15 protein-coding genes, 1 tRNA gene and 1 rRNA gene are annotated in these 25974 nt (G+C 70.2%); 13 read left to right on the top strand and 4 right to left on the bottom strand.

The features are described 5' to 3' along the window. The 3 genes from rrf to ACN6LB_RS31865 all read left to right on the top strand — a co-directional run. A 5S ribosomal RNA gene (gene rrf / locus ACN6LB_RS31855) occupies positions 1 to 95 on the top strand; the annotation flags it as partial. 114 nt (positions 96 to 209) lie between these two features. After that, a complete protein-coding gene (locus tag ACN6LB_RS31860; RefSeq protein ID WP_445028908.1) occupies positions 210 to 872 on the top strand; it encodes a DegT/DnrJ/EryC1/StrS family aminotransferase in 663 nt (220 codons plus the stop codon). Between the two features lie 84 nt (positions 873 to 956). Beyond that, a tRNA-Thr gene (locus tag ACN6LB_RS31865) sits at positions 957 to 1032 on the top strand. Between the two features lie 59 nt (positions 1033 to 1091). On the opposite strand, the gene ACN6LB_RS31870 is transcribed toward ACN6LB_RS31865, so the two are convergent. Next, the gene (locus ACN6LB_RS31870) at positions 1092 to 3839 is read right to left on the bottom strand and encodes a SpoIIE family protein phosphatase (protein WP_445028873.1); all 2748 of its coding nucleotides are present in this window, start codon (positions 3837 to 3839) and stop codon (positions 1092 to 1094) included. A 297-nt stretch (positions 3840 to 4136) separates the two neighbouring features. On the opposite strand from ACN6LB_RS31870, the gene ACN6LB_RS31875 reads away from it, so the two are divergent. From ACN6LB_RS31875 to ACN6LB_RS31920, 10 genes are all read left to right on the top strand, one after another. Continuing rightward, positions 4137 to 9632: a HAMP domain-containing protein gene (locus ACN6LB_RS31875; RefSeq protein WP_445028874.1), complete on the top strand. Its 5496-nt coding sequence runs from the start codon at positions 4137 to 4139 to the stop codon at positions 9630 to 9632. Positions 9633 to 9964: 332 nt separating this feature from the next. Next, the gene (locus tag ACN6LB_RS31880; RefSeq protein WP_356136720.1) at positions 9965 to 10648 is read left to right on the top strand and encodes a response regulator; all 684 of its coding nucleotides are present in this window, start codon (positions 9965 to 9967) and stop codon (positions 10646 to 10648) included. A 153-nt stretch (positions 10649 to 10801) separates the two neighbouring features. Beyond that, positions 10802 to 13534, top strand: a complete 2733-nt coding sequence (locus ACN6LB_RS31885) for a DNA translocase FtsK (protein WP_445028875.1) — start codon at positions 10802 to 10804, stop codon at positions 13532 to 13534. 264 nt (positions 13535 to 13798) lie between these two features. Further along, entirely contained in the window at positions 13799 to 14659 is an 861-nt protein-coding gene (locus ACN6LB_RS31890) for a helix-turn-helix domain-containing protein (protein WP_445028876.1), read from the top strand. A 95-nt stretch (positions 14660 to 14754) separates the two neighbouring features. Beyond that, positions 14755 to 16230, top strand: a complete 1476-nt coding sequence (gene rimO / locus ACN6LB_RS31895) for a 30S ribosomal protein S12 methylthiotransferase RimO (protein ID WP_445028877.1) — start codon at positions 14755 to 14757, stop codon at positions 16228 to 16230. Next, on the top strand, positions 16227 to 16940 hold the full coding sequence (gene pgsA, locus ACN6LB_RS31900) for a CDP-diacylglycerol--glycerol-3-phosphate 3-phosphatidyltransferase (protein ID WP_356136710.1): 714 nt from the start codon (positions 16227 to 16229) through the stop codon (positions 16938 to 16940). Before rimO ends, pgsA begins: the two co-directional genes overlap by 4 nt. Continuing rightward, positions 16937 to 17482: a CinA family protein gene (locus tag ACN6LB_RS31905; RefSeq protein ID WP_356136707.1), complete on the top strand. Its 546-nt coding sequence runs from the start codon at positions 16937 to 16939 to the stop codon at positions 17480 to 17482. Before pgsA ends, ACN6LB_RS31905 begins: the two co-directional genes overlap by 4 nt. 109 nt (positions 17483 to 17591) lie before the next feature. Beyond that, on the top strand, positions 17592 to 17969 hold the full coding sequence (locus ACN6LB_RS31910; RefSeq protein ID WP_356136705.1) for a helix-turn-helix domain-containing protein: 378 nt from the start codon (positions 17592 to 17594) through the stop codon (positions 17967 to 17969). Between the two features lie 134 nt (positions 17970 to 18103). Further along, positions 18104 to 18574: a Dps family protein gene (locus ACN6LB_RS31915; RefSeq protein WP_356136703.1), complete on the top strand. Its 471-nt coding sequence runs from the start codon at positions 18104 to 18106 to the stop codon at positions 18572 to 18574. Between the two features lie 101 nt (positions 18575 to 18675). Next, positions 18676 to 18918, top strand: coding sequence for a hypothetical protein (locus tag ACN6LB_RS31920; protein WP_445028878.1), 243 nt, complete (start codon positions 18676 to 18678; stop codon positions 18916 to 18918). 68 nt (positions 18919 to 18986) lie between these two features. Here ACN6LB_RS31920 and ACN6LB_RS31925 read toward each other — a convergent pair whose 3' ends face one another. The 3 genes from ACN6LB_RS31925 to ACN6LB_RS31935 form a co-directional block, all read right to left on the bottom strand. Beyond that, positions 18987 to 19748 carry an SDR family NAD(P)-dependent oxidoreductase gene (locus ACN6LB_RS31925; RefSeq protein WP_445028879.1) on the bottom strand — a complete coding sequence of 254 codons (762 nt, stop codon included), beginning with the start codon at positions 19746 to 19748 and terminating at the stop codon, positions 18987 to 18989. A gap of 32 nt (positions 19749 to 19780) precedes the next feature. After that, positions 19781 to 20623 carry a DNA-formamidopyrimidine glycosylase family protein gene (locus ACN6LB_RS31930; protein WP_445028880.1) on the bottom strand — a complete coding sequence of 281 codons (843 nt, stop codon included), beginning with the start codon at positions 20621 to 20623 and terminating at the stop codon, positions 19781 to 19783. Between the two features lie 115 nt (positions 20624 to 20738). Beyond that, a complete protein-coding gene (locus ACN6LB_RS31935; RefSeq protein WP_445028881.1) occupies positions 20739 to 25730 on the bottom strand; it encodes an ATP-dependent helicase in 4992 nt (1663 codons plus the stop codon). Positions 25731 to 25974: the final 244 nt, after the last annotated feature.

A 25974-nucleotide genomic window follows, 5' to 3' on the forward strand; every position in this document is an offset into this window, starting at 1 on the left:
AAACGCCCGGTTACATTCCGAACCCGGAAGCTAAGCCTCACAGCGCCGATGGTACTGCAGGGGGGACCCTGTGGGAGAGTAGGACGCCGCCGAACAATCATTCAAAGAGCTGGTTCCCGAACTTCGGTTTGGGGACCAGCTCTTTTTTGTTCTGCGTCACTTGCAGTTCACGTTGTGCGACCAGCATTCGCATCATGGGTACCGCAGCAATGCTCAGGGCCGCCGGAGTCGGAGTCGGTGACGAGGTCATCGTGCCGGCGTTCGGGAACGTGGAAGTCGCCGAGGCAGTGACCCTGACCGGCGCGACACCGGTGTTCGCCGACATAGATCCGGCGACCTACTGCCTCGACGCCACCGCGATCGAGTCAGTCGTCACTGCCCGTTCGGCAGCCGTCGTCGCCGTACACCGCTTCGGGCGGTCGGCCGACATCGCGCGCCTGCGAGCACTCGGGCAGCGGCACGGGCTCCTGGTGCTGGAACAGGGCGAGTCCGAGGCGCCGTACGACGAAATCGCGCAGCGCCGGGAGCGGGCCGCGTACCTCGACGGGCGATTGAGCGGAGTGCGGACGCCCGATGGTGGTGACGGGCACACCTACCAGCAGTACGTGGTGCGGGTGCCGGGCAACGGGCGGCCGGACCGGGATGCCTTCGCACGGGCCGTACGGGCCAGGGGAGTTGAGTGCCGGGTGCCGGTGAAGACGCCGGTGCACCGTATGCCCGGGTTCCGTCAGGACGTGTACCTGCCCGAGACCGAGCGGGCCGCGGACGAGACCCTCGCGCTGCCGGTGGACGGGGCACTGACGAAGCGGGAGATGCAGCGGATCGTCTCCGCGTGCAATGCGCTCGGCGGGCTGCTGCAGCCCGCTTTCTGATCGTCTGGGACTGGTTGGGAGCACGGGCCTGTTCGGGGTATGATCTATTTCGTTGCCGCGAGGGAAACCTCAAAAAAGTGACAGGCCCCCTTAGCTCAGACGGCAGAGCGTCTCCATGGTAAGGAGAAGGTCAACGGTTCGATTCCGTTAGGGGGCTCCACAACTGAAAAAGGCCTCGCCCTTCCGGGCGGGGCCTTTTTCGTGCCCTGACGGGGGACTTCAGTCCCTCTGGACGCCCGGCACACGCATGGCGAGAATCGCCATGTCGTCCGACGGGGCGTCCGAGGCGAAGCGTTCGACCGCGCGCATGATCCGGGCCGCCACCGCACCCGCCGTCAGACCCGTGCACGTCGTGAGGACGTCCGTGAGGCCGTCGTCGCCCAACATGCGTGTCCCCTCGCGGCGTTCCGTGACGCCGTCCGTGACGCAGAGCAGGACATCGCCCGGATCGAGGGTGACCGTCTGCTCGTACAGCTCCAGGTCGTCCATGACGCCGAGGAGCGGCTGCGGTTCGGCGGCCGGTTCGACCGTGCCGTCCTGGCGCAGGCGGAGCGGGAGCGGGTGCCCGGCGCAGACGACCTTGAGGATCGCCGAGCCGTCCTCCTGGGGCCACAACTCGCCGTACAGGAGCGTCAGGAAGCGGCTGCGGGCGCCCTCGTCGAGGATCGCGGAGTTCAGGCGCTCCAGGACCGCCGGACCGCCGAAGCCCTCCCGGGCCAGCAGCCTGAGCGCGTGCCGGGCCAGGCCCGTGACCGCCGCCGCCTCCGGGCCCGTACCGCAGACATCGCCGATCGCGAAGCCGTAGGCGCCGTCGCGGATCGGGAAGAGGTCGTAGAAGTCGCCGCCGACCTCGTTGCCCTCGCCGGCCGCGCGGTAGATGACCTCGACCTCGACGCCCTCGATGTGAGGGAGCTCCGGGGGGAGGAGGCTGCGCTGGAGGGACTGGCTGATGGCCATGCGCTCCGAGTACAGGCGGGCGTTGTCCAGGGCCAGGGCGGCCCGGCGGCTCAAGTCCTCGGCCAGCTCCAGGATTTCCTGGCGGAAGTGTTCGTCGGACGGCTTGCCCAGCGTGAGCATGCCGATGACGCGGTTGCGGGCCACCAGCGGGAGCACTACCGTCTCGCCGCCCACCGCGGACGCCGTCGCCAGCGTCGTACCGATGCCCGAACTCACCGTCGAGGGTTCGTTGAGCCCGAGACTGCGCATGGACGTGCGCAGCGCCGCCTGGTGGGCCGCCTCCGCCGGGGCCGACCAGACGCGGGCGCCCGGAGTGGGCACCGGGTCCGGCGGGGCGATCTTCGAAAGGAGGGCCTTGAGGCCGTCGATGCGTTCCTCGTCCTCGTGCAGGACGTACGAGAGGTACGGGTCCGAGGCCTGGTCGGCGATCGTGTAGACGGCGCACCAGGTGGCCAGGGTCGGAACCGTCATCTGCGCCATGAGGGCGAGGGTCTGGTCACGGTCCAGGGTGCCCGCGAGGAGATCGGAGGCCTCGACGAGGAAGCTCAGCGAGCCGCGGCGCAGACGCTCCAGCTCGCCGAGGCGGGCGGACTCCACGGCGAGCGCGATGCGGTCGGCGGCGAACTGCAGGCGCAGCGCCTCCTCGTTGGTGTACCGGCCGGGACCCTCGGCTGCCACGCCGAGGGAGCCGGTGAGGCGGCCCTCGACCTTCAGCGGGACCGTGACGACCGAGCGCATGCCGGTGCCGCTCAGCAGCGGGACGGCGCCCGGGACGACCGTGAGGTCCTCGTGGACGGCGGGCATACGGGCCGAGCCGTACCGCCCGGGGCCCGCTTCCACGGGGACGCGGGCGAAGCGCTGACGGGCGGAGGGCAGGCCCGTGGAGGCGCGCACCTCCAGCTCCGTCTCGTCGTCGGTGGCCAGGAGGAGGAAGGCGGAGTCGCCGTCGAGCATGTCGCGGGCGCGCTCCACCGTGCGCTGCAGGAGGCCGTCCAGGTCGTCCGGGGCCGGAGAGCCGATGAAGACCTCGAAGGGGTCCGAGGGCTGGCCGTCGGCACCGGAGGACGAGTCCGAGGCGGGCATGCGCAGCGGCGTCTGGAGGACGGCGCGCTCGTGGTCCCGTACGAGAAGACAGACCGTGGACGGTTCGCCGCCCGTGTCACGTACACGCAGATGGGAGGCGTAGACCGGTGTCACGCGGCCGTTGGCGCCGCGGATGCCGTAGCTGCCCTCCCAGCGCGAGAGCTGGAGGGCCTCGACGATGCCGGTGCTGGTGCCGGGAGTGTGCGGCCAGGCCGCGAGGTCCGTGAGCGGTTTGCCGATGACCAGTTCCGCCGTGTACCCGAAGAGTTCCTCCGCGTCCTCGTTCCAGGCGTTGATGGCGCCGGCGCGGTCGATCTGGACGACCGCGACGCGGACGCGGCCGTCGGCGAGCGGGAGGAGGTCGGCCGGGAGGGCCGGGCCGGCGGCGCGGGTGCCCACCGGGCGGTCGGGGAGGGCGATTTGGAACCAGACCTGCTTGTGCGTGGGCGTGTACTCCACGCCCCAGCGGCCGGCCAGCGCCGCACAGAGCTGGAGGCCCCGGCCGCCCTCGCGGTCAGGGCTGCCCATGTTGATGGCCGCGGCCTGGAGTGGAATCTCTCGTTCCGGGTAGCGGTCCGCCACCTCGATGCGTACGCCGTCGTCGCTCCGCAGACACAGGACGTCCGCGGCAGTGCCCGCGTGCACCACAGCGTTGGTGACGAGTTCGCTGGTGAGGACCACCGCGTCGTCGATGATGTCGGCGAAGCCCCAGCCCTGGAGGGTGTCACGGACGAAGGAACGAGCGGTCGCGACGGATCGCCCGACGGGCTCGAAGCTGGCGGCCGCGCGCGCGGTGATCACAGAACTCCTTGTCCGGTTCTCGACATGCAGGGCCTCATGCCCTGCCTGCTCCTGCCGGGGCAGAGCCTGGTTCCCCGTGGGCCGGGGATCCTGGGGTTGTCCCCCAGGATGCAGTCCGGTGGTCATGGTGCGGTGCCCCTCCGATGCCTGCCCGCTCGTACTCGTGCCACCGCCCAGGCCGGACGGGACCGGCGCGGCTGGACAGCCGCATGCAAGGTTACTTACCTTCGCGGTCCATGCGGATGCCGGTCACCAGTGTTTCCGTCCGGAGGGTGTGCGGACGATGTGCGAAGCTGCCGAACTGTTATGGCCTGGTTCAACCATGGTGAAACACTGGGCAAGCTCCTAGAGAAGGTCCGAGCACACCGAGCGGCAACTTGATTACGCCGAGCAGTAACGGTCGATCCCTGCGGGAGGGACACAGTGGAGTCTGGCGCAGCGACGCGGGGCACTAAGACGCGCGCAAAAGGCGGACAGTCCCTGAACAACCAGCGCAAACCACGCAATGGCACCACCGCAGTGGACACGGCTGCCCTCAACAGGCTGCTGGTGGCCCTGGTGTCGATGCGGGACGGCAACTTCCGAAAGCGCCTGACGGTCTCGGGCGACGGCGTGATGTCCGAGATCGCGGCGGTTTTCAACGAAGTGGCCGACCGCAATCTGCATCTGACGGGTGAGCTGTCGCGGGTGCGGCGCATGGTCGGACGTGAGGGAAAGCTCACGGAACGACTGGAGGCGGGCGCCTGCGAGGGCTCCTGGGCTTCCGCGATCGACGCGTCGAACGCGCTGGTCGACGATCTCGTGCGCCCCGTCTCCGAGGTCGGCCGCGTGCTGTCCGCGGTGGCGGAGGGTGATCTGTCGCCGCGCATGGAGCTGCGCGCTCAGGCGGCCGACGGGAACGGGCATCCGCTGCGAGGTGAGTTCCTCAAGGTCGGGCGGACGGTCAACAACCTGGTCGACCAGTTGTCGACGTTCACCGACGAGGTCACGCGGGTGGCCAGCGAGGTGGGCACCGAGGGCAAGCTCGGCGGCCAGGCGCGGGTGCGCGGTATGTCCGGTTCGTGGAAGGACCTCACGGATTCGGTCAACACCATGGCGTACCGGCTCACGGCGCAGGTGCGTGACATCGCTCTCGTGACGACGGCGGTCGCCAAGGGTGATCTGTCGCGGAAGGTCACCGTTCACGTGGCCGGCGAGATGCTGGAGCTGAAGAACACCGTCAACACGATGGTGGACCAGCTCTCCTCGTTCTCCTCCGAGGTGACGCGAGTCGCGCGGGAGGTGGGCACGGAGGGCGAGCTCGGCGGGCAGGCGCAGGTACCGGGTGTGGCCGGTGTGTGGAAGGACCTCACCGATTCGGTGAACCTGATGGCCGGCAATCTCACGGCCCAGGTGCGCGGGATCGCGCAGGTGACGACGGCGGTCGCCAACGGTGACCTGTCGCAGAAGGTGACGGTGTCGGCGCGCGGCGAGGTCGCGAAGCTCGCCGAGACGATCAACCAGATGACGGAGACGCTGCGGATCTTCGCCGACGAGGTCACCCGCGTCGCCAACGAGGTCGGCGCGGCGGGGCAGCTCGGTGGCCAGGCGAACGTGCCGGGCGCGGCGGGCACCTGGAAGGACCTGACGGACTCGGTCAACACGGTCTTCCGGAACCTCACCACGCAGGTGCGGGACATCGCGGCGGTGACGACGGCCGTGGCCAACGGTGACCTGTCGCAGAAGGTCACCGTCGACGTCGCCGGCGAGATGCTGGAGCTGAAGAACACCGTCAACACGATGGTCGACCAGCTGTCGTCGTTCGGTGTCGAGGTCACGCGCGTGGCGCGCGAGGTCGGTGTCGAGGGTGAACTGGGCGGGCAGGCGCAGGTGCCGGGTGTGGCCGGTACGTGGAAGGACCTCACCGACTCCGTCAACACGGCGTTCCGGAATCTCACCGGACAGGTGAGGAACATCGCCCAGGTGACGACGGCGGTCGCCAACGGTGACCTGTCGCAGAAGGTCACCGTCGACGTGTCCGGCGAGATGCTCCAGCTGAAGAACACCGTGAACACGATGGTGGACCAGCTGTCCTCGTTCGCCGACCAGGTCACCCGGATGGCGCGGGACGTGGGCACGGAGGGCCGGCTGGGCGGTCAGGCCCGCGTGGACGGCGTTTCGGGTACCTGGAAGGAACTCACCGACTCCGTCAACTTCATGGCGGGGAACCTGACTTCGCAGGTACGGCAGATCGCCCAGGTCACCACGGCGGTGGCCCGCGGTGACCTGTCGCAGAAGATCGACGTGGACGCGCGCGGCGAGATCCTGGAGCTGAAGAACACCATCAACACGATGGTCGACCAGCTCTCCGCCTTCGCCGATCAGGTCACGCGGGTCGCCCGTGAGGTGGGCACGGAGGGCCGCCTCGGCGGTCAGGCGCAGGTGCCCGGCGTCGCCGGTGTGTGGCGCGACCTGACCGACTCCGTGAACGGCATGGCGGGCAACCTCACCGCCCAGGTGCGCAACATCGCGCAGGTCGCCACGGCGGTGGCTCGCGGTGACCTGTCGCAGAAGATCGACGTGGACGCGCGCGGCGAGATCCTGGAGCTGAAGAACACCCTCAACACGATGGTGGACCAGCTGTCGAGCTTCGCCGAGCAGGTGACACGGGTGGCCCGCGAGGTGGGCACGGAGGGCATGCTCGGCGGGCAGGCCGAGGTGCAGGGTGTCTCCGGCACCTGGAAGGACCTCACGCAGTCCGTGAACTTCATGGCGAACAACCTGACGATTCAGGTGCGCAACATCGCCGAGGTCACGACCGCGGTGGCCAAGGGTGATCTGTCCAAGAAGATCACCGTCGACGCGAAGGGCGAGATCCTCGAACTCGTCACCACCGTCAACACGATGGTGGACCAGCTGTCCAACTTCGCCGAGCAGGTGAACCGGGTCGCCCGCGAGGTGGGGACCGACGGCAACCTGGGTGGTCAGGCGCGGGTGCCCGGAGTGACCGGCATCTGGAAGGACCTGGGCGACAACGTCAACCTGATGGCCAACAACCTGACCAGCCAGGTGCGCAACATTTCCCAGGTCGCCACGGCGGTGGCCAACGGCGACCTCACCAAGAACGTCACGGTCGAGGCGAGCGGCGAGATCGCGCAGCTCGCCGACACCGTCAACACGATGGTGAAGACGCTGAGTTCGTTCGCCGACGAGGTCACGCGCGTGGCCCGCGAGGTGGGCACGGACGGCATCCTCGGCGGCCAGGCGCGCGTGCCGGGCGTCTCGGGTACGTGGAAGGACCTCACCGAGTCCGTGAACTCGATGGCGTCCAACCTGACCGGTCAGGTGCGCAACATCGCGATGGTCACCACGGCCATCGCCAAGGGCGACCTGACCAAGAAGATCGACATCGACGCGCGCGGCGAGATCCTGGAGCTGAAGACCACCATCAACACGATGGTCGACCAGCTGTCATCCTTCGCCGGGGAGGTCACGCGAGTCGCCCGTGAGGTGGGCACGGAAGGCCAGTTGGGCGGTCAGGCACGCGTGCGCGATGTCGACGGCACCTGGCGCGACCTCACCGAATCGGTGAACGAGATGGCCGGGAACCTGACCCGGCAGGTGCGCGCCATCGCGCGCGTGGCCACCGCGGTGACGCGAGGCGACCTCAACCTGAAGATCGACGTGGACGCCTCCGGCGAGATCCAGGAACTTCAGGACTACATCAACAAGATGATCGCCAACCTGCGTGACACCACGATCGCCAACAAGGAGCAGGACTGGCTCAAGGGCAACCTCGCCCGCATCTCCGCCCTGATGCAGGGGCGCCGCGACCTGGAGGACGTGGCGTCGCTGATCATGAGTGAGCTGACGCCCGTCGTCTCGGCGCAGCACGGAGCGTTCTTCTTGTCGATGCCGCTGGTCGACGGCAAGGACGCCGCCGACGACGAGGCGTACGAACTGCGCATGCTCGGCTCCTACGGCTACTCGATGGGCTCCATGCCGACGTCGTTCCGGCCCGGCGAGGCGCTCATCGGGACGGCCGCGCAGGAGAAGCGCACGATCCTGGTGGAGAACGCGCCGAGCGGTTACCTGAAGATCTCCTCGGGGCTCGGTGAGGCGCCGCCCGCGCAGGTGATCGTGCTGCCGGTGCTCTTCGAGGGGACCGTCCTCGGCGTCATCGAACTGGCGTCCTTCACACCGTTCACGCACATCCAGAAGGACTTCCTGAACCAGATCGCCGAGATGATCGCGACGAGCGTCAACACCATCTCCGTCAACACCAAGACGGAGGTGCTGCTCAAGCAGTCGCAGGAGCTCACCGAGCAGCTCCGGGAGCGTTCGGCCGAGTTGGAGAACCGGCAGAAGGCCCTGCAGGACTCCAACGCCGAGCTGGAGGAGAAGGCCGAGCTGCTGGCCCGGCAGAACCGCGACATCGAGGTCAAGAACACCGAGATCGAAGAGGCCCGGCAGGTCCTGGAGGAGCGTGCCGAGCAGCTCGCCGTCTCCATGCGCTACAAGAGCGAGTTCCTGGCGAACATGTCGCACGAACTGCGTACGCCGCTCAACTCGCTGCTCATCCTGGCCAAGCTGCTCGCCGACAACGCGGACTCCAATCTCACTCCCAAGCAGGTCGAGTTCGCCGAGACGATCCATGGCGCGGGCTCCGACCTGCTGCAGCTGATCAACGACATCCTCGACCTGTCGAAGGTCGAGGCCGGCAAGATGGACGTGTCGCCGACGCGCATCGCCCTGGTGCAACTCGTCGACTACGTAGAGGCCACTTTCCGTCCGCTGACGGCAGAGAAGGGGCTCGATTTCTCCGTACGTGTGTCGCCGGAACTGCCCGCCACCCTGCACACCGACGAACAGCGGCTCCTGCAGGTGCTGCGCAATCTGTTGTCCAACGCGGTGAAGTTCACCGACTCCGGAGCCGTCGAGCTGGTGATCCGGCCGGCGGGCGGGGATGTTCCGGTGGCCATCCGGGAGCAGTTGCTGGAGTCGGGGTCGCTGCGTGACGCGGACGCCGACCTGATCGCGTTCTCGGTGACCGACACGGGCATCGGCATCGCGGCCAGCAAGATGCGGGTGATCTTCGAGGCCTTCAAGCAGGCGGACGGCACGACGAGCAGGAAGTACGGCGGTACGGGCCTCGGGCTGTCCATCTCGCGGGAGATCGCGCGTCTGCTGGGCGGCGAGATCCATGCGCAGAGCGAGCCGGGGCGTGGTTCGACGTTCACGCTGTATTTGCCGCTGCACCCCAGCGAACTGCCGCCGCAGGGCTACGGTCAGCTCGCACCGGCACTGGAGGCGGGGGAGTTGCTGGCCTCCGAGGCGGAGCTGTCCGGGGTCGGCATCGAGACGCCGGCGGAGATGAAGTCGTTCCACGCGACCCAGAACGGGCCCGCCGCGCTCTTCAGGCGGCGCCGCAGGGGGGTGCCCGCGGCCGACCAGCGGGCCGCGCTGCCGGGTCTGCCCGACGGGTCCGCAGGGGCGGCTCAGGAGCAGTGGGCGGCCGCGGGGCGGCAGGACGACCAGCCGCAGCCGCGCCATGGCATCCGCTTCGAGGGCGAGAAGGTGCTGATCGTCGACGACGACATCCGCAACGTGTTCGCGCTCACCAGCGTCCTGGAGCAGCACGGGCTCTCGGTGCTGTACGCGGAGAACGGGCGCGAGGGCATCGAAGTCCTGGAGCAGCACGACGATGTGACGGTCGTTCTGATGGACATCATGATGCCCGAGATGGACGGTTACGCCACGACAACGGCGATTCGTCGGATGCCGCAGTTCGCCGGGCTGCCGATCATCGCGCTCACCGCCAAGGCGATGAAGGGCGACCGCGAGAAGGCCATCGAGTCGGGCGCCTCCGACTACGTGACCAAGCCGGTCGATCCCGATCACCTGCTCTCCGTGATGGAGCAGTGGATGCGCGGGGAGTGACCGCACGCCGGACCGTCGCGCGGCTCGGACGGCCGGACCGGGGTGCCCTGGACCCCGGTCGGCCGCCGCGCAACGGCCCGACGTCGCATAACTCACTGTGGCCGAAGCCGTGTAGAAGTACGGGATTCGGGGAACCTTCTGGTCTCCCGCTACGTTTCTGCTACGTGCACAGTGACATCGCGGTGACAGGGTGTGGCGACGGGCGGGGTGCGGCTACCATGACCGGCACAAGGACGGGCGGCGCAAGGGAGCCGTCCCCTGGGGCGGCGCCCGGTGCTTCCCCAAGTCCTTTGGACAGGGGAGGCCCCATGCCGGGGCGAGGAGGGCGGGCCATGGTGCAGAAGGCCAAGATCCTCCTGGTCGATGACCGGCCGGAGAATCTGCTGGCGCTGGAGGCCATCCTCTCCGCGCTCGATCAGACACTGGTGCGGGCATCGTCCGGGGAAGAGGCGCTCAAGGCGCTGCTGACGGATGACTTCGCGGTCATCCTGCTGGATGTCCAGATGCCGGGGATGGACGGTTTCGAGACCGCCGCGCACATCAAGCGGCGAGAACGGACCCGGGACATCCCGATCATCTTCCTCACCGCCATCAACCACGGCCCCCACCACACCTTCCGCGGGTACGCGGCGGGCGCGGTGGACTACATCTCCAAGCCGTTCGACCCGTGGGTGCTGCGCGCGAAGGTCTCCGTCTTCGTCGAGCTCTACATGAAGAACTGTCAACTCCGGGAGCAGGCGGCCCTGCTGCGGCTCCAGCTGGAGGGCGGCGGCAAGTCCGCACTCGGTACGGCCAAGGAGCCGGCCGGGCTCCTCGCCGAACTGTCGGCGCGGCTCGCGGCTGTTGAGGAGCAGGCCGAGGCGCTCTCCAAGCAGCTCGACGACGACTCGGCGGACGCGGCGGCGGTGGCGACCGCGGCCCATCTCGAACGCAAACTCACCGGACTGCGCAGAGCGCTGGACGCGTTGGAACCGGGTACGGGAAGCGGCGCACCCTCGGTGCCGTCACAGAACTGAGCGGCACCGACCCGGACCGGGCGCGCCGATCCGCTTCGGTGCGCGCCATGCTCATGAGGTCACGTCAGTTTCCGGCCCCGGTAAAGGCGACACGAACGGGTGAAGCAGTAGGCACACGTGTCCGCTGTCGTCTCCACCGGTAACCTCACACCCATGGCCTCACGTCCCTCCGCAGCCAAGAAGCCGCCCGCAAAGAAGGCGGCCGCTCCGACGAGGGCTGCGGCGAAGAAGGCCCCCGCGAAAAAGGCGGCCGCAAAGAAGGCGCCTGCCAAGAAGGCCGCGGCCAAGAAGCCCGCACCCCCGCCGGCGCCCAACCCGACTGCCGGCGTCTACAAACTCGTACGCGCCCTCTGGCTGGGCCTCGCGCACGCCGTCGGGGCGATGTTCCGCGGCATAGGGCGGGGCGCGAAGGGGCTCGACCCGGCGCATCGCAAGGACGGCCTCGCGCTCCTGCTGCTCGGCCTCGCGCTGATCGTCGCCGCGGGAACCTGGTCCAACCTGCGCGGGCCCGTCGGCGATCTCGTCGAGATGCTGGTGACCGGCGCCTTCGGGCGCCTGGACCTGCTCGTACCGATACTGCTCGGCGTCATCGCCGCGCGCCTCATCCGGCACCCCGAGAAGCCCGAGGCCAACGGCCGCATCGTGATCGGCCTGTCCGCCCTTGCCATCGGCGTGCTCGGACAGGTCCACATCGCGTGCGGGGCGCCCGCGCGCAGCGACGGCATGCAGGCGATAAGGGACGCCGGAGGGCTCATCGGCTGGGGGACGGCCACCCCGCTGACGTACACGATGGGCGAGGTCCTCGCCGTACCGCTGCTCGTGCTGCTCACCGTCTTCGGTCTGCTGGTCGTCACGGCGACCCCGGTCAACGCGATTCCGCAGCGGCTGCGGCTGCTCGGCCAGAAGCTGGGCATCGTCCAGGCCGACGAGGACGAGGACGACCTCCTCGGGGACGACGAGCGCTACGACGACCAGTGGCGCGAGGCGCTGCCCGCGCGCTCCCGGCGGCGCCCGAGCGCCCCCGAGACCTACGACCCGGACAGCGCCGAGCAGCAGGCGCTCAGCAAGCGCCGCAGCCGCCCTCGACGGCCCGCCGTGCAGCAGCCGGACATGAACCGGCCGATGGACGCGGTGGACGTCGCCGCGGCCGCGGCCGCCGCCCTCGACGGCGCCGTGCTGCACGGGATGCCGCCGTCCCCGCTGGTCGCCGACCTGACCCAGGGCGTCAGCGTGGAGCGGGACGGGTACGAGGAGACGACCCCCGTACCGGCCGCGCGCGCCAAGGGCGCCAGGCAGACGCCCAAGCAGGAGGCCCTGAAGGTCGACTCCGTGGTGCCCGACCTCACCAAGGCCGCGCCCGAAGCGGCGCGCGACCTGCCTCCGCGCGCCGAGCAGCTGCAGCTCTCCGGCGACATCACGTACTCCCTGCCCTCGCTCGACCTCCTGGAGCGCGGCGGCCCGGGCAAGACGCGCAGCGCCGCCAACGACGCGGTGGTCGCCTCCCTGTCGAACGTCTTCATGGAGTTCAAGGTCGACGCCGCCGTCACCGGATTCACGCGCGGTCCGACGGTCACGCGCTACGAGGTCGAGCTCGGCCCCGCCGTGAAGGTCGAGCGAATCACCGCGCTCACCAAGAACATCGCGTACGCCGTTGCCAGCCCCGACGTCCGGATCATCAGCCCGATCCCCGGCAAGTCCGCGGTCGGCATCGAGATCCCGAACACCGACCGGGAGATGGTCAACCTCGGTGACGTCCTGCGGCTGGCGGACGCCGCCGAGGACGACCACCCGATGCTGGTCGCGCTCGGCAAGGACGTCGAGGGCGGCTACGTGATGGCCAACCTTGCGAAGATGCCGCACGTCCTGGTCGCCGGAGCCACTGGTTCCGGTAAATCGTCGTGCATTAACTGCCTGATTACGTCGGTCATGGTGCGCGCGACCCCCGAGGACGTCCGCATGGTGCTCGTCGACCCCAAGCGAGTCGAGCTCACCGCGTACGAGGGCATCCCGCACCTGATCACGCCGATCATCACCAACCCGAAGCGGGCCGCGGAAGCCCTGCAGTGGGTGGTGCGGGAGATGGACCTGCGCTACGACGACCTCGCGGCGTTCGGCTACCGGCACATCGACGACTTCAACCAGGCCATCCGCGACGGCAAGCTCAAGACGCCGGAGGGGAGCGAGCGGGAGCTCAGGACCTACCCGTATCTGCTGGTGATCGTCGACGAGCTCGCCGACCTGATGATGGTCGCGCCGCGCGACGTCGAGGACTCGATCGTGCGCATCACGCAGCTCGCGCGCGCCGCCGGCATCCACCTGGTGCTGGCCACCCAGCGGCCCTCCGTGGACGTCGTCACCGGTCTGATCAAGGCGAACGTGCCCTCCCGGCTCGCCTTCGCCACCTCCTCGCTCGCCGACAGCCGCGTCATCCTCGACCAGCCCGGCGCCGAGAAGCTGATCGGCAAGGGCGACGGACTCTTCCTGCCGATGGGTGCCAACAAGCCGACGCGCATGCAGGGCGCCTTCGTGACCGAGGACGAGGTCGCGGCGATCGTCCAGCACTGCAAGGACCAGATGGCGCCGGTCTTCCGGGACGACGTCACCGTCGGCACCAAGCAGAAGAAGGAGATCGACGAGGACATCGGCGACGACCTCGATCTGCTGTGCCAGGCGGCCGAGCTGGTGGTCTCCACGCAGTTCGGGTCCACCTCGATGCTCCAGCGCAAGCTGCGCGTCGGCTTCGCCAAGGCGGGGCGGCTGATGGACCTCATGGAGTCGCGGGGCATCGTCGGTCCGAGTGAGGGCTCCAAGGCGCGTGACGTTCTTGTGAAGGCCGATGAGCTGGATGGAGTGCTCGCGGTGATCCGTGGGGAAACTGAAGCGTAAGGAATCGGGGCATGCCGGTCACCGGACGGATGGGTGCGTGGCATGCGGGTATTCGAACGTGACTCACCCGTAAGGAATGGGCGAGCAACCGTTTCCCTTTGCCGTACGTCAAGTTGAGCGAGGGGACGCGAATGTGTCCCGGCATCAGGATGACCGGCCATTCTGATGGCGTACAAAGTCCTACTGCCCGGTTGCCCCACCCTTTCGCACCCCCCCTAGACTGAACCTCCAGCACAGGTGGCTACACGCTCGAAAGGCGCCCCCGTGTCCATCGGCAACTCCCCTGACGGCAACTTCCCCGAAGACGAGCGTCCGTTCGAAGAAGACCACGGCCCTGAAGCCGAACGCCTCTCGATCGGCCGCGCCCTGCGGCAGGCGCGCATCGAGGCCGGACTGACCGTCGACGACGTCAGCAACGCCACCCGGGTCCGCATCGCCATCGTGCACGCGATCGAGCAGGACGACTTCGCCCCCTGCGGCGGCGACGTGTACGCGCGCGGCCACATCCGCACGCTGGCGCGCGCCGTGCGCATCGATCCGGCGCCGCTGCTCGCGCAGTACGACGCCGAGCACGGTGGCCGCCCGGCTCCGACACCGGCGGCCCCGCTCTTCGAGGCGGAGCGGATCCGCCCCGAGCGCCGCGGGCCCAACTGGACCGCCGCCATGGTCGCCGCGATCGTCGCGGTGATCGGCTTCGTCGGCTTCACCGTGATCGGCGGAGGCGACGACGGGGACGGTACGAAGACGCAGGTCGCCGAGGGATCCACGCCGACCGCGAGCAAGCCCGCCGCCAAGCCGACGGCGACCAAGCCCGCCGATCCGAAGCCGGACCCCTCGGACAGCGCCATCGCGGCCGCTCCCCGGGACAAGGTCACCGTCCAGGTGAGCGCCACCGACGGCCGCAGCTGGATCTCCGCCAAGGACCACAACGGCCGGCTGCTCTACGACGGGCTGCTCAAGCAGGGCCAGTCGAAGACCTTCCAGGACAACTCGAAGATCAACCTCGTCCTCGGTGACGCGGGCGCGATCCAGCTCTACGTGAACGGCAAGAAGATCGAGGACGACTTCCAGCAGGGCCAGGTCGAGCGCCTCACGTACACGAAGGGCGACCCCGAGGTCGGCTAGCCGACAGGGCGTTTCGAGCATGCGGCAAGGGGTTGGCCAAGATCGGCCAACCCCTTCGACGTGGGCTGTCAGTCGGACGAAGTAGTCTTGAGCCCATGCCTGAACGCCGTACCGTCGCACTCGTCACTCTTGGCTGCGCCCGCAACGAGGTGGACTCGGAGGAGCTCGCAGGCCGCTTGGAGGCGGACGGCTGGCAACTCGTGGAGGACGCCGAGGAAGCGGACGTCGCTGTAGTCAACACGTGCGGCTTCGTCGAAGCCGCGAAGAAGGACTCCGTAGACGCCCTCCTTGAGGCCAATGATCTCAAGGGTCATGGCAGAACCCAGGCCGTGGTGGCGGTGGGCTGCATGGCCGAGCGGTACGGCAAGGAGCTCGCCGAAGCGCTGCCCGAGGCCGACGGCGTGCTCGGCTTCGACGACTACGCCGACATCTCCGACCGCCTCCAGACCATCCTGAACGGCGGCATCCACGCCTCGCACACCCCGCGCGACCGCCGCAAGCTGCTGCCGATCAGCCCGGCGGAGCGGCAGAACGCCGGCGAGGAAGTGGCCCTCCCCGGCCACGGCGCCCCCACTGACCTCCCCGAGGGCGTGGCTCCCGAGTCCGGCCCCCGGGCGCCCCTGCGCCGCCGGCTCGACGGTTCGCCCGTCGCTTCGGTGAAGCTCGCCTCCGGCTGCGACCGGCGCTGCTCCTTCTGCGCCATCCCGTCCTTCCGCGGCTCCTTCATCTCGCGGCGCCCCAGCGACGTACTGAACGAGACGCGCTGGCTGGCCGAGCAGGGCGTCAAGGAGGTCATGCTGGTCTCCGAGAACAACACCTCGTACGGCAAGGACCTGGGTGACATCCGTCTCCTGGAGACCATGCTGCCCGAGCTGGCGGAGATCGACGGCATCGAGCGGGTGCGCGTCAGCTACCTCCAGCCGGCCGAGATGCGTCCCGGACTCATCGACGTCCTGACGTCCACGCCGAACATCGCGCCGTACTTCGACCTGTCCTTCCAGCACTCGGCGCCCGCCGTGCTGCGTTCCATGCGGCGCTTCGGTGACACCGACCGCTTCCTGGAGCTGCTCGACACGATCCGCTCCAAGGCCCCGCAGGCCGGTGTCCGGTCCAACTTCATCGTGGGCTTCCCCGGCGAGACCGAGGAGGACCTGGCGGAGCTGGAGCGCTTCCTCACGGGCGCGCGGCTCGACGCCATCGGTGTCTTCGGCTACTCCGACGAGGAGGGCACCGAGGCGGCGACGTACGAGAACAAGCTGGACGAGGACGTCGTTGCCGAGCGGCTCGCCCGCGTCTCCCGGCTGGCCGAGCAGCTCGTCTCGCAGCGCGCCGAGGAGCGCGTCGGCGAGACGGTGTACGTCCTGGTCGAGTCCGTCGACGATGTGGAGGGTGCGGTCGGCCGCGCCGCGCACCAGGCGCCCGAGACGGACGGCCAGGTGATGCTCACGAGCGGCGAAGGTCTGACCGTCGGCCGTATCGTCGAGGCGAAGGTGGTCGGTACGGAAGGTGTCGATCTCGTGGCCGAGCCGCTCCTGGGCTCGCTCCCGTGTACTGAGGAGGCGGGCAGATGACCGGAGTCCCGGCATCCGCGGCGGGCGGCTCCCCCAGCGCGAAAGGCGCGCCGGGCGCTTCCGGCGTTCCGGGGGGCGCGAAGCCGGCGCGGGGCGGGAAGCTGGGCGCTGCGGCCGTCAACCAGGCCAGCCTCTGGAACATCGCGAACATCCTGACCATGATGCGGCTCGTCCTGGTGCCGGGCTTCGTGGCGCTGATGCTGGCCGACGGCGGGTACGACCCCGCCATGCGGGCCTGGGCCTGGGCGGCCTTCGCCGTCGCCATGATCACCGACGTCTTCGACGGGCATCTGGCGCGCACCTACAACCTCGTCACCGACTTCGGGAAGATCGCCGACCCCATCGCCGACAAGGCGATCATGGGCGCGGCGCTGATCTGTCTGTCCTCGCTCGGCGATCTGCCGTGGTGGGTGACCGGGGTGATCCTCGGGCGTGAGCTCGGGATCACCCTGCTGCGTTTCCTGGTGATCCGGTACGGAGTCATCCCGGCGAGCCGCGGCGGCAAGATGAAGACCCTCGCCCAGGGCGTGGCGGTCGGGATGTACGTCCTGGCGCTGACGGGCCCGCTGGCCACCCTGAGGTTCTGGGTGATGGCCGTGGCGGTCGTCCTGACCGTGGTCACCGGGCTGGACTATGTGAGACAGGCCATCGTGCTGCGAGGCCGCGGAATCGCCGAGCGCCGGGCTGCTGCCGAGGAGGCGGAGCGGTGAACCCCATGGCCGCCGAAGTGCTGCGACTACTCATGGTGAGGGGCGAGACGCTCGCCGTCGCCGAGTCGCTCACCGGTGGCCTGGTGGCGGCGGAGGTCACAGCGGCGCCCGGGGCATCCAAGGCCTTCCGGGGATCCGTGACCGCGTACGCCACCGAACTCAAGCACGAGCTGCTGGGTGTCGACGCCACTCTGCTGGCCGAGCGCGGAGCGGTGGATCCGCAGGTCGCGGCCCAGATGGCGGCTGGTGTGCGGAAGGCGCTGGGTGCCGACTGGGGGATCGCCACCACGGGTGTCGCAGGCCCCGAACCTCAGGACGGACAGCCGGTCGGCACGGTTTTCGTGGCTGTCGACGGGCCTTCTGAAGCCAATTTTGATGGCATTGATGGCGGGAAAGTACTGCCGCTGCGGTTGAACGGCGACCGTGCGGAAATCCGTATGGAGAGTGTACGGAGCGTACTCGCACTGCTCCTGAAGCAGCTCGCGGGCGAACAGACCGGGAATGAGCGGGCACAGGATACGGAACAGAACGGGGGGACTTGATGTTTGCAGCCCTGAGTGAACACGACATCGCTCCCCGCACGGCCGCGGCGCAAGGCGGTACGGTGGGGCGTGAAGGATGCGGCTACGCGGTCCGAGGAGGGAGCCACCGATGATTCTGCTCCGTCGCCTGCTGGGTGACGTGCTGCGTCGGCAGCGCCAACGCCAGGGCCGTACTCTGCGCGAAGTCTCCTCCTCCGCCCGAGTCTCACTCGGCTATCTCTCCGAGGTGGAGCGGGGGCAGAAGGAGGCTTCCTCCGAACTGCTCTCCGCGATCTGCGACGCGCTGGACGTACGGATGTCCGAGCTCATGCGGGAAGTGAGCGACGAGCTCGCCCTCGCCGAGCTGGCACAGTCGGCAGCGGCCACGGCGCCGGTGCCCGCAGCGGTGCGCCGTCCGATGCTCAATTCCGTATCCGTGACCGGTGTGCCACCGGAACGGGTCACCATCAAGGCGCCCGCCGAGGCAGTGGACGTGGTCGCCGCCTGACCCTCGCGAGCATGCGCTCATGAGGTGAGGAATCGTGTACGAGGCCCCGGCCGGGGCTTTCGTATGCCTCCATGTGTCCGGAATGTGCCGGTGTGTCATGGTGGGTGGGGGTCGAGCGATCCGGAGGCTTGCGGATGTACGTCGTGAAGAGCCCGTTGTCCGACACTGACCTGAAGACCGTGTCCGAGGCGCTGCAGGGTGCGCTCGTCGACCTGGTCGATCTCTCCCTCGTGGCCAAACAGATCCACTGGAACGTGGTCGGCCCACGCTTCCGCTCCGTCCACCTTCAGCTCGACGAGGTCGTGGACACCGCGCGGCTGCACTCCGACACCGTGGCGGAGCGCGCCTCCACGCTGGGCGTTCCGCCCGACGGGCGCGCGGGGACCGTGGCGAGTGCCAGCGGCATCGGCTCGACGCCTGCGGGCTGGGTCAAGGACACCGATGCGGTACGGACGCTCGTGGAGGCGCTGGGCGCGGTCATCACGCGGATGCGGGAGCGAGTGGCGACGACCGGGGACGCTGACCCGGTGAGTCAGGACATCTTCATCGGAATCACCGCCGATCTGGAGAAGCACCACTGGATGTTCCAGGCGGAGAACGGGTGACGTCAGGGGATACGGCGGGCTGAGCGTGCGCCCCTGTGCCGTCGATGCGCCCTGCCGGCGGGCGAGGGCGGCGGTCTAGCGTCGGGCTGGAGGTGGCGGCCATGGCAGGACGGGCGGTGCGCTGGGCCGTGGCTCTGGGGTTCGGCGCGCTGTGGTGGTGGGGGGTGCTCCGGCTGCTGCTGGCCTCCGACGCCGGGGTGCTGGAGGGGGCGGTCGCGACCGGGGGGTGGGGGCTGAGCCTGCTGCCCGTGCACTGCGTGCCGAAGGGGCGCTCCGGGGTGGGGCGGCGGGGCGCAGGGGCACGGGCAGGGGCGCAGCGGGGCGGTCACGCGGGCACGGGCTGAGGGGGCCGGGGGCTGGCGTGTCGTGGGGGCGCGGTCGGGGCTCGGGGGCGGGGCGTGCGACGGGGGTGCTACCAGGGCATTGCCACGCCGCCGTTCGGGCGGAGGATCTGGCCCGTGGTGAAGGATGAGGCGTCGGAGGCCAGGTGCAGTACGGCGTGGGCGATGTCGTTCGGTTCGCCGACCCGGCCCAGGGGGGAAAGGCGGGCCATGAATGCCTCGGTGCGGTCCTGCGCCTCGCCGTGCCGGTCGGTCATTGGCGTACGGATCCAGCCCGGAGCGACCGCGTTGACGCGGATGCCGTGCGAGCCGACCTCGGTCGCCAGGGTCTTGGTCAGCTGGACGACGGCCGCTTTCGCCGCGCTGTAGCAGAGGAGCCCCGGGCCGCCGGTGTCGATGGCGCTCGACGCCATGGTGATGATGCTGCCGCGTGTGTGCGTCCCGATCATGAGGCGGGCGGCTTCCTGGCAGGCGTGGAGCACGCCCTTGAAGTTGACGCTCAGCACCCGGTCGAGGTCCTCGTCCCGGGTCTCCAGAACCGGGCTGCTGTGCATGATCCCGGCGATCGCCGCCATGACGTCGAGGCGTTCGCAGGATGCGACCGCCTGCGCGAGCCGGGCGCGGTCGGTGACATCGAGGAGGTGGGTGTGCGCGATGCCGCCCTGGTCCTTGATGAGGGCCGCCGTCTCATGCAGGCCCTGTGCGTCGCGGTCCGCGCAGTGGACGGTGGCGCCCGCTTCGGCGAGCAGGGCGGCGGATGCGCGGCCGATACCGCTTGCCGCGCCGGTGACGAACGCGGTGCGCCCGGTGAGGTCGTACGCCTTGACGGCCATGAGGGGACGGTACGAGGGTTTCTGACGGGTCGTCAATTAGTCGTACGTCGCTGAGTTCCGCGAAGTCGGGCGGCGGGCGGCGGTGGGGTGGGGCCCGACTGACAGGTCGGGCACCAGTAGGTGGCGCGCTCGCGGGAGCCGTCGCCCTGGTCGGCCAGCAGGATCGAGGTGCGGCAGCGCAGACAGGGGCGTGGTGCGCGGCCGTAGACGAAGAGGTTCTGGTCGCGGCGGCCGGTGGTGCTGCGGGCCGGGCGGTCGCGGTTGGCTTCCAGGAGCTTCTTGGCGAGGGACGGCAGTTGGGCCGCGAGGTCGGCGGGGAGCTCGCCGACGGGGAGCCATGGGGTGACCCGGAGAAGGAAGCACAGCTCGCTCTTGTAGACGTTGCCGATACCCGCGAGGTTGCGCTGGTCGAGCAGGGCCTCGCCGAGGGCGCGGGACGGGTCGCTCAGGAGGTTCTGCAGGGCCTTGTCTGGGTTCCAGTCCGGACCGAGGAGATCGGGGCCGAGGTAGCCGACGGCGTGGGGTTCGTCGGCGGTGCGCAGCAGTTCGAGCACGGGCAGCCGGTAGCCGACGGCCGTGCGGTCCGTGTTGCCGAGGATCGCCCGGATCTGGTGTGTGGGGCCGCCGCTCCAGCGCTGGCCGCTTCCGTACACCTTCCACGCCCCGTCCATCCGCAGATGCGAGTGCAGTGTCAGACCGCCCTCGATGCGGGTGAGGAGGTGTTTGCCGCGGGGGGTGACGTCCAGCACCGTGCGACCGGTCAGGTCGGCGGTGGCGTACTTGGGCACCCTGAGGTCGGAGCGGATCAGCACCTTGCCCGCGAGCGCGATGTGCAGTCGCCTCGCGGCCTGCCAGACGGTGTCTCCTTCGGGCATGGGGTCCAGGGTGGCACGGGTTGGGGGTTTTGGCGGGGTGTGGTGGTGAGGTGATTGTCGTGGGCTGCTGGGGGGTGTTGTGCAGATGAGGTGGAAGGGGGTGCTGTTGCGGGGGTTACGCGCGCAGGCGCAGCCCGCGCGGGGTCGCGATGAATCCGGCTCCTTCCAGGAGGGTGCCGAAGGGGGAGGTCAGCGCGGAGGCGCCGTTGACGCGCTCGACGGTGACCGTGCCGAGCGAGCCCGCGCGGGCGGCCGCGGAGAGGGCCTCGGCGGCGGTGTGCAGGCGAACGTCGTCCGTGACCGCGCCGTCCGGGTCGGCGGGCCAGGCCAGCAGGGTTTTGCCGCCGCGTTCCATGTACAACGTCAGCTCGCCGTCGACGAGCACGACCAGGGAGCCCGCCTTGCGTCCCGGCTTGTGCCCGGCGCCGGTCGGGGGCTCGGGCCAGGGGAGCGCGGCACCGTAGGCGTTGGCAGGGTCGGCGGCGGCCAGGACCACGGCCCGGGGGCCGCTGCCGAGGCGGGCGCGGCCCGCGGGGGAGAAGCCCGGGCGGCCGGAGCGGGCCGAGAATGCGGAGTCGGCGGAGAAGCCGTGGTCGTCGGCGAAGGTGTAGGAGCCGGGGGTCGCGGGCGATCCGGTGGGACCGCCGGGGCGCGTACGGCCGGAGGTGTCGCGGAAGTCGGGGAACGCTGTCCGGTCCAGGTCGCCGAAAGGGTCGGGGGCGTTCGCGGTGTCGTGGCCGTGCAGGGGGTCCGAGTAGGTCTGGGCGTCGGTGAAGCCCAGGTTGGGCGTGGCGTTGTCAGGCCCGGGGGAGCCGTTCGGAGTGGGGAAGGCGTTGGTGAAGTCCGGTTCGGGCAGGGTCTCGCCGCGATCCCGCGCGTTCGCCGTCGCGCGCAGGCGGTCCACCGCGCCGTCCATCGCGAACTGTGCGGCGCCGAGTCCCTCCACCACATAGCCGCGGCGCGCCTGACCGCTGTCCTCGAAGGCGGACAGGATGCGGTACGTCGCCGAGAAGCCGCCCTCGACGCCTTCCGCGGCGACGGCCCCGCGGGTCACCACACCGTGCCGGTCCAGCAGGGTGCGGGCCAGGGCGTGGGCGCGCACCGTGCGGTCGGGCTCGCGGGCGGGGAGCAGCGACCAGCGGCCGGCGACCGTCGGGGGGCCGGTGCGCGAGGCGGGGCGAGCGGCGGCCGTCAAGGAGCCGTAGCGGCCGCGCGGCACTGTGCGCTTGGCGCGATGGGCGGTGGATCCTGCGGTACGGCCGGAGCCCAGGAGAGAGCGCATCGGGGTGAGCATGTCGTTCGTGAGCCGCCCCGACCAGGCCAGGTCCCAGATGGCGTCGGCCAGTTGGGGATCGGTGACGTCCGGGTGCGTGGTGGCGCGGACCTGGTCGGCGATCTGGCGGAAGAAGAGGCCGTAGCCCCCGGAGAGGATGTCCAGGACGGACTGGTGGAGCGCCGTCGGTTCCAAGGGGTGCGGGTCTGGGAGGAGCAGGGGGGCCGCGTCCGCCAGGTAGAGAGACACCCAGCCGTCCTTGCCCGGCAGCGCCCCGGCTCCGGCCCAGAGCACCTCTCCCGCCGCGGTGAGTTCGTCGAGCAGCGCCGGGGCGTACCCGGCGACCCGGGAGGGCAGGACGAGCTTCTCCAGCGCCGACGCGGGGACGGACGCGCCCTGCAACTGCTCGATCGCCCGCACCAGTCCGTCGACACCACGCAGTCCGTGCCCGCTGCCGACGTGCTGCCACTGCGGCAGGAACTGCGCGAGCGCGGCGGGTGGCACCGGTTCCAGCTCGTGGCGCAGGGCCGCGAGTGAACGGCGCCGCAGCCGGCGCAGAACCGTCGCGTCGCACCACTCCTGGCCGATGCCCGCTGGATGGAACTCCCCTTGCACGACACGCCCGTTGGCCGCGAGCCGTTGCAGTGCCCCGTCCGTGACGGCCGTGCCGAGACCGAAGCGGGCGGCGGCCGTGGTCGACGTGAACGGGCCGTGGGTGCGGGCGTAGCGTGCGAGGAGGTCACCGAGGGGGTCCTTGACCGGCTCGGTGAAGGCCTCCGGGACACCCACGGGCAGCGCCGTGCCGAGCGCGTCGCGCAGGCGTCCGGCGTCCTCGATCGCCGCCCAGTGGTCGGCGCCCCCGATGCGGACCCGGATGGCGCGGCGGGCCCCCGCCAGCTCGTGCGCCCACTGCGGATCGGCGCCGCGCTCGGTCAGCTCGGCGTCCGTGAGCGGGCCCAGCATCCGCAGCAGGTCGGCGACGCCTTCGGCGTCCTTGACGCGCCGGTCCTCGGTCAGCCACTGGATCTCCCGCTCCAGCTCGGTCAGCACGTCGGCGTCGAGCAGCTCGCGCAGCTCGGCCTGTCCGAGCAACTCGGCCAGCAACCGTGAGTCCAGTGACAGGGCGGCGGCGCGCCGCTCGGCGAGGGGCGAGTCCCCCTCGTACAGGAACTGGGCCACGTAGCCGAAGAGGAGGGAGCGCGCGAAGGGGGACGGCTCGGGCGTGGTGACCTCGACCAGGCGCACCTTGCGGGACTCGATGTCGCCCATCAGTTCCGTGAGGCCAGGGACGTCGAAGACGTCCTGGAGACACTCGCGGACCGCCTCCAGGACGATGGGGAACGATCCGAACTCGCTTGCCACCTGAAGGAGTTGGGCGGCGCGCTGGCGCTGCTGCCACAGCGGGGTGCGCTTGCCCGGGTTGCGGCGCGGCAGCAGCAGCGCCCGGGCGGCGCACTCGCGGAAGCGAGCCGCGAACAGCGCCGAGCCGCCCACCTGGTCGGTGACGATCTGATCGACCTCGCCCTTGTCGAAGGCGACGTCCGCCGCGCCGACGGGCGCCTGCTCGGCGTCGTACTCCGCGCCCGCCTTCACGGGCTCCTGGTCGAGGAGGTCCAGGCCCATCAGGTCCGCGTCGGGCAGGCGGAGCACGATGCCGTCGTCGGCGTGCATGACCTGTGCGTCCATGCCGTACCGCTCGGAGAGCCGGGCACCCAGCGCGAGAGCCCAGGGGGCGTGGACCTGGGCGCCGAAGGGGGAGTGCACGACGACCCGCCAGTCGCCGAGCTCGTCGCGGAAGCGTTCGACGACGATCGTGCGGTCGTCCGGGATGTGCCCGCACGCCTCGCGCTGCTCGGCGAGGTACGCGAGCACGTTGTCCGCGGCCCAGGCGTCCAGGCCCGCGGCGAGGAGGCGCAGGCGGGCGTCCTCCTTCGGCAGCGAGCCGACCTCGCGCAGGAACGCGCCGACCGCGCGGCCCAGTTCGAGCGGCCGGCCCAGCTGGTCGCCCTTCCAGAAGGGAAGCCGGCCGGGGACCCCGGGAGCGGGCGAGACCAGGACGCGGTCGCGGGTGATGTCCTCGATACGCCAGGAACTCGTGCCCAGCGTGAAGACATCGCCGACCCGGGACTCGTAGACCATCTCCTCGTCGAGCTCGCCGACCCGGCCGCCGCCCTTCTTGGGGTCGGCGCCCGCCAGGAAGACTCCGAAGAGCCCGCGGTCGGGGATCGTGCCGCCGGACGTGACGGCGAGACGCTGCGCGCCGGGGCGCCCGGTGACCGTACCGCCGACGCGGTCCCACACCACACGGGGGCGCAACTCCGCGAAAGCGTCCGACGGATAGCGGCCCGCGAGCATGTCCAGCACCGCGGTGAACGCCGACTCCGGGAGTGAGGCGAAGGGGGCGGCGCGGCGGACCGTGGCGAGCAGGTCGTCCACCTGCCAGGTGTCCAGCGCGGTCATCGCGACGAGCTGCTGGGCCAGCACGTCCAGGGGGTTCGCCGGGACGCGGAGCGACTCGATGGAGCCGGTGCGCATCCGTTCGGTGACCACCGCCGCCTGGACCAGGTCGCCTCGGTACTTGGGGAAGACGACTCCCGTGGAGATCGCGCCCACCTGGTGCCCGGCGCGGCCCACGCGCTGAAGGCCGGAGGCCACCGACGGGGGCGACTCGACCTGGACGACCAGGTCCACCGCGCCCATGTCGATGCCCAGTTCGAGGCTGGAGGTGGCGACCACCGCGGGGAGGCGGCCCGCCTTCAGGTCCTCCTCGACCAGCGCCCGCTGCTCCTTGGAGACCGAGCCGTGGTGGGCGCGGGCGATGACGGGAGGAGCCCCCTGGGCCGCGCCCGAGCCGCCCATCAGCTCGGCCGGGGCGTGCGCCTCTTCCAAGGGTTCGCCGGTCGCCCTCTCGTACGCGATCTCGTTCAGCCTGTTGCAGAGCCGCTCCGCAAGCCGACGGGAGTTGGCGAACACGATCGTCGAGCGGTGGGACTGGACGAGGTCGGCGATCCGCTCCTCGACATGCGGCCAGATGGAGGGCTTCTCCGCCCCGTCGTTCCCGTCGGCCGCCGGGGAGCCGCCCAACTCGCCCAGATCCTCGACCGGGACGACCACGGAGAGGTCGAACTCCTTGCCCGACGGCGGCTGGACGATCTCCACCTTGCGGCGCGGCGAAAGATAGCGCGCCACCTCGTCCACCGGACGGACCGTCGCGGAGAGGCCGATGCGGCGGGCGGGCTTGGGCAGCAGCTCGTCCAGGCGCTCCAGGGTGAGCGCGAGGTGCGCGCCGCGCTTGGTGCCCGCCACCGCGTGCACCTCGTCCAGGATCACCGTCTCGATGCCGGTCAGCGCGTCGCGCGTGGCCGACGTCAGCATCAGGAACAGCGACTCCGGAGTCGTGATCAGGATGTCCGGCGGGCGGGTGGCCAGGGCGCGGCGCTCCGCGGCCGGGGTGTCTCCGGAGCGGATGCCCACCTTCACCTCGGGCTCGGGCAGGCCCAGGCGCACGGACTCCTGGCGGATGCCGGTCAGGGGGCTGCGGAGGTTGCGCTCGACGTCCACGGCCAGCGCCTTGAGCGGGGACACGTACAGGACTCGGCAGCGCTTCCTGGGGTCGGCCGGTGGTGGGGCCGACGCCAGCTGGTCCAGCGCGGCGAGGAAGGCGGCCAGGGTCTTGCCGGAGCCGGTGGGGGCTACGACCAGCACGTCCGAGCCTGCGGCGATCGCTCTCCACGCGCCCGCCTGGGCCGCGGTGGGCGCGGAGAAGGCCCCCGTGAACCAGCCGCGGGTCGCGGGGGAGAAGCCGTCGAGGGCTCGAAGCGGTGAGCTGACCATGCGTCCATCCTGCACCCGGGGACTGACAATGGCGCTGAGCTGGGGGAATGCCCTTGAGGGTGGGGCGGGTGGGGCGTGGGTTGCGGGGTGTTCCTTCGCCTGCCGGTCCCTCGTTCTGCCGTCTGCCGTCTGCCGTCTGCCGTCTGCCGTCTGCCGTCTGTCGCCCGGCGCCTGCCGGTCGGTGTGGGTCGGGGCCGGGCCGGAGCATCCGTCCTCGGTCTGGCGCGGAATCGGTTCCTTTACA

The organism is Streptomyces sp. SAS_270, assembly GCF_052543295.1.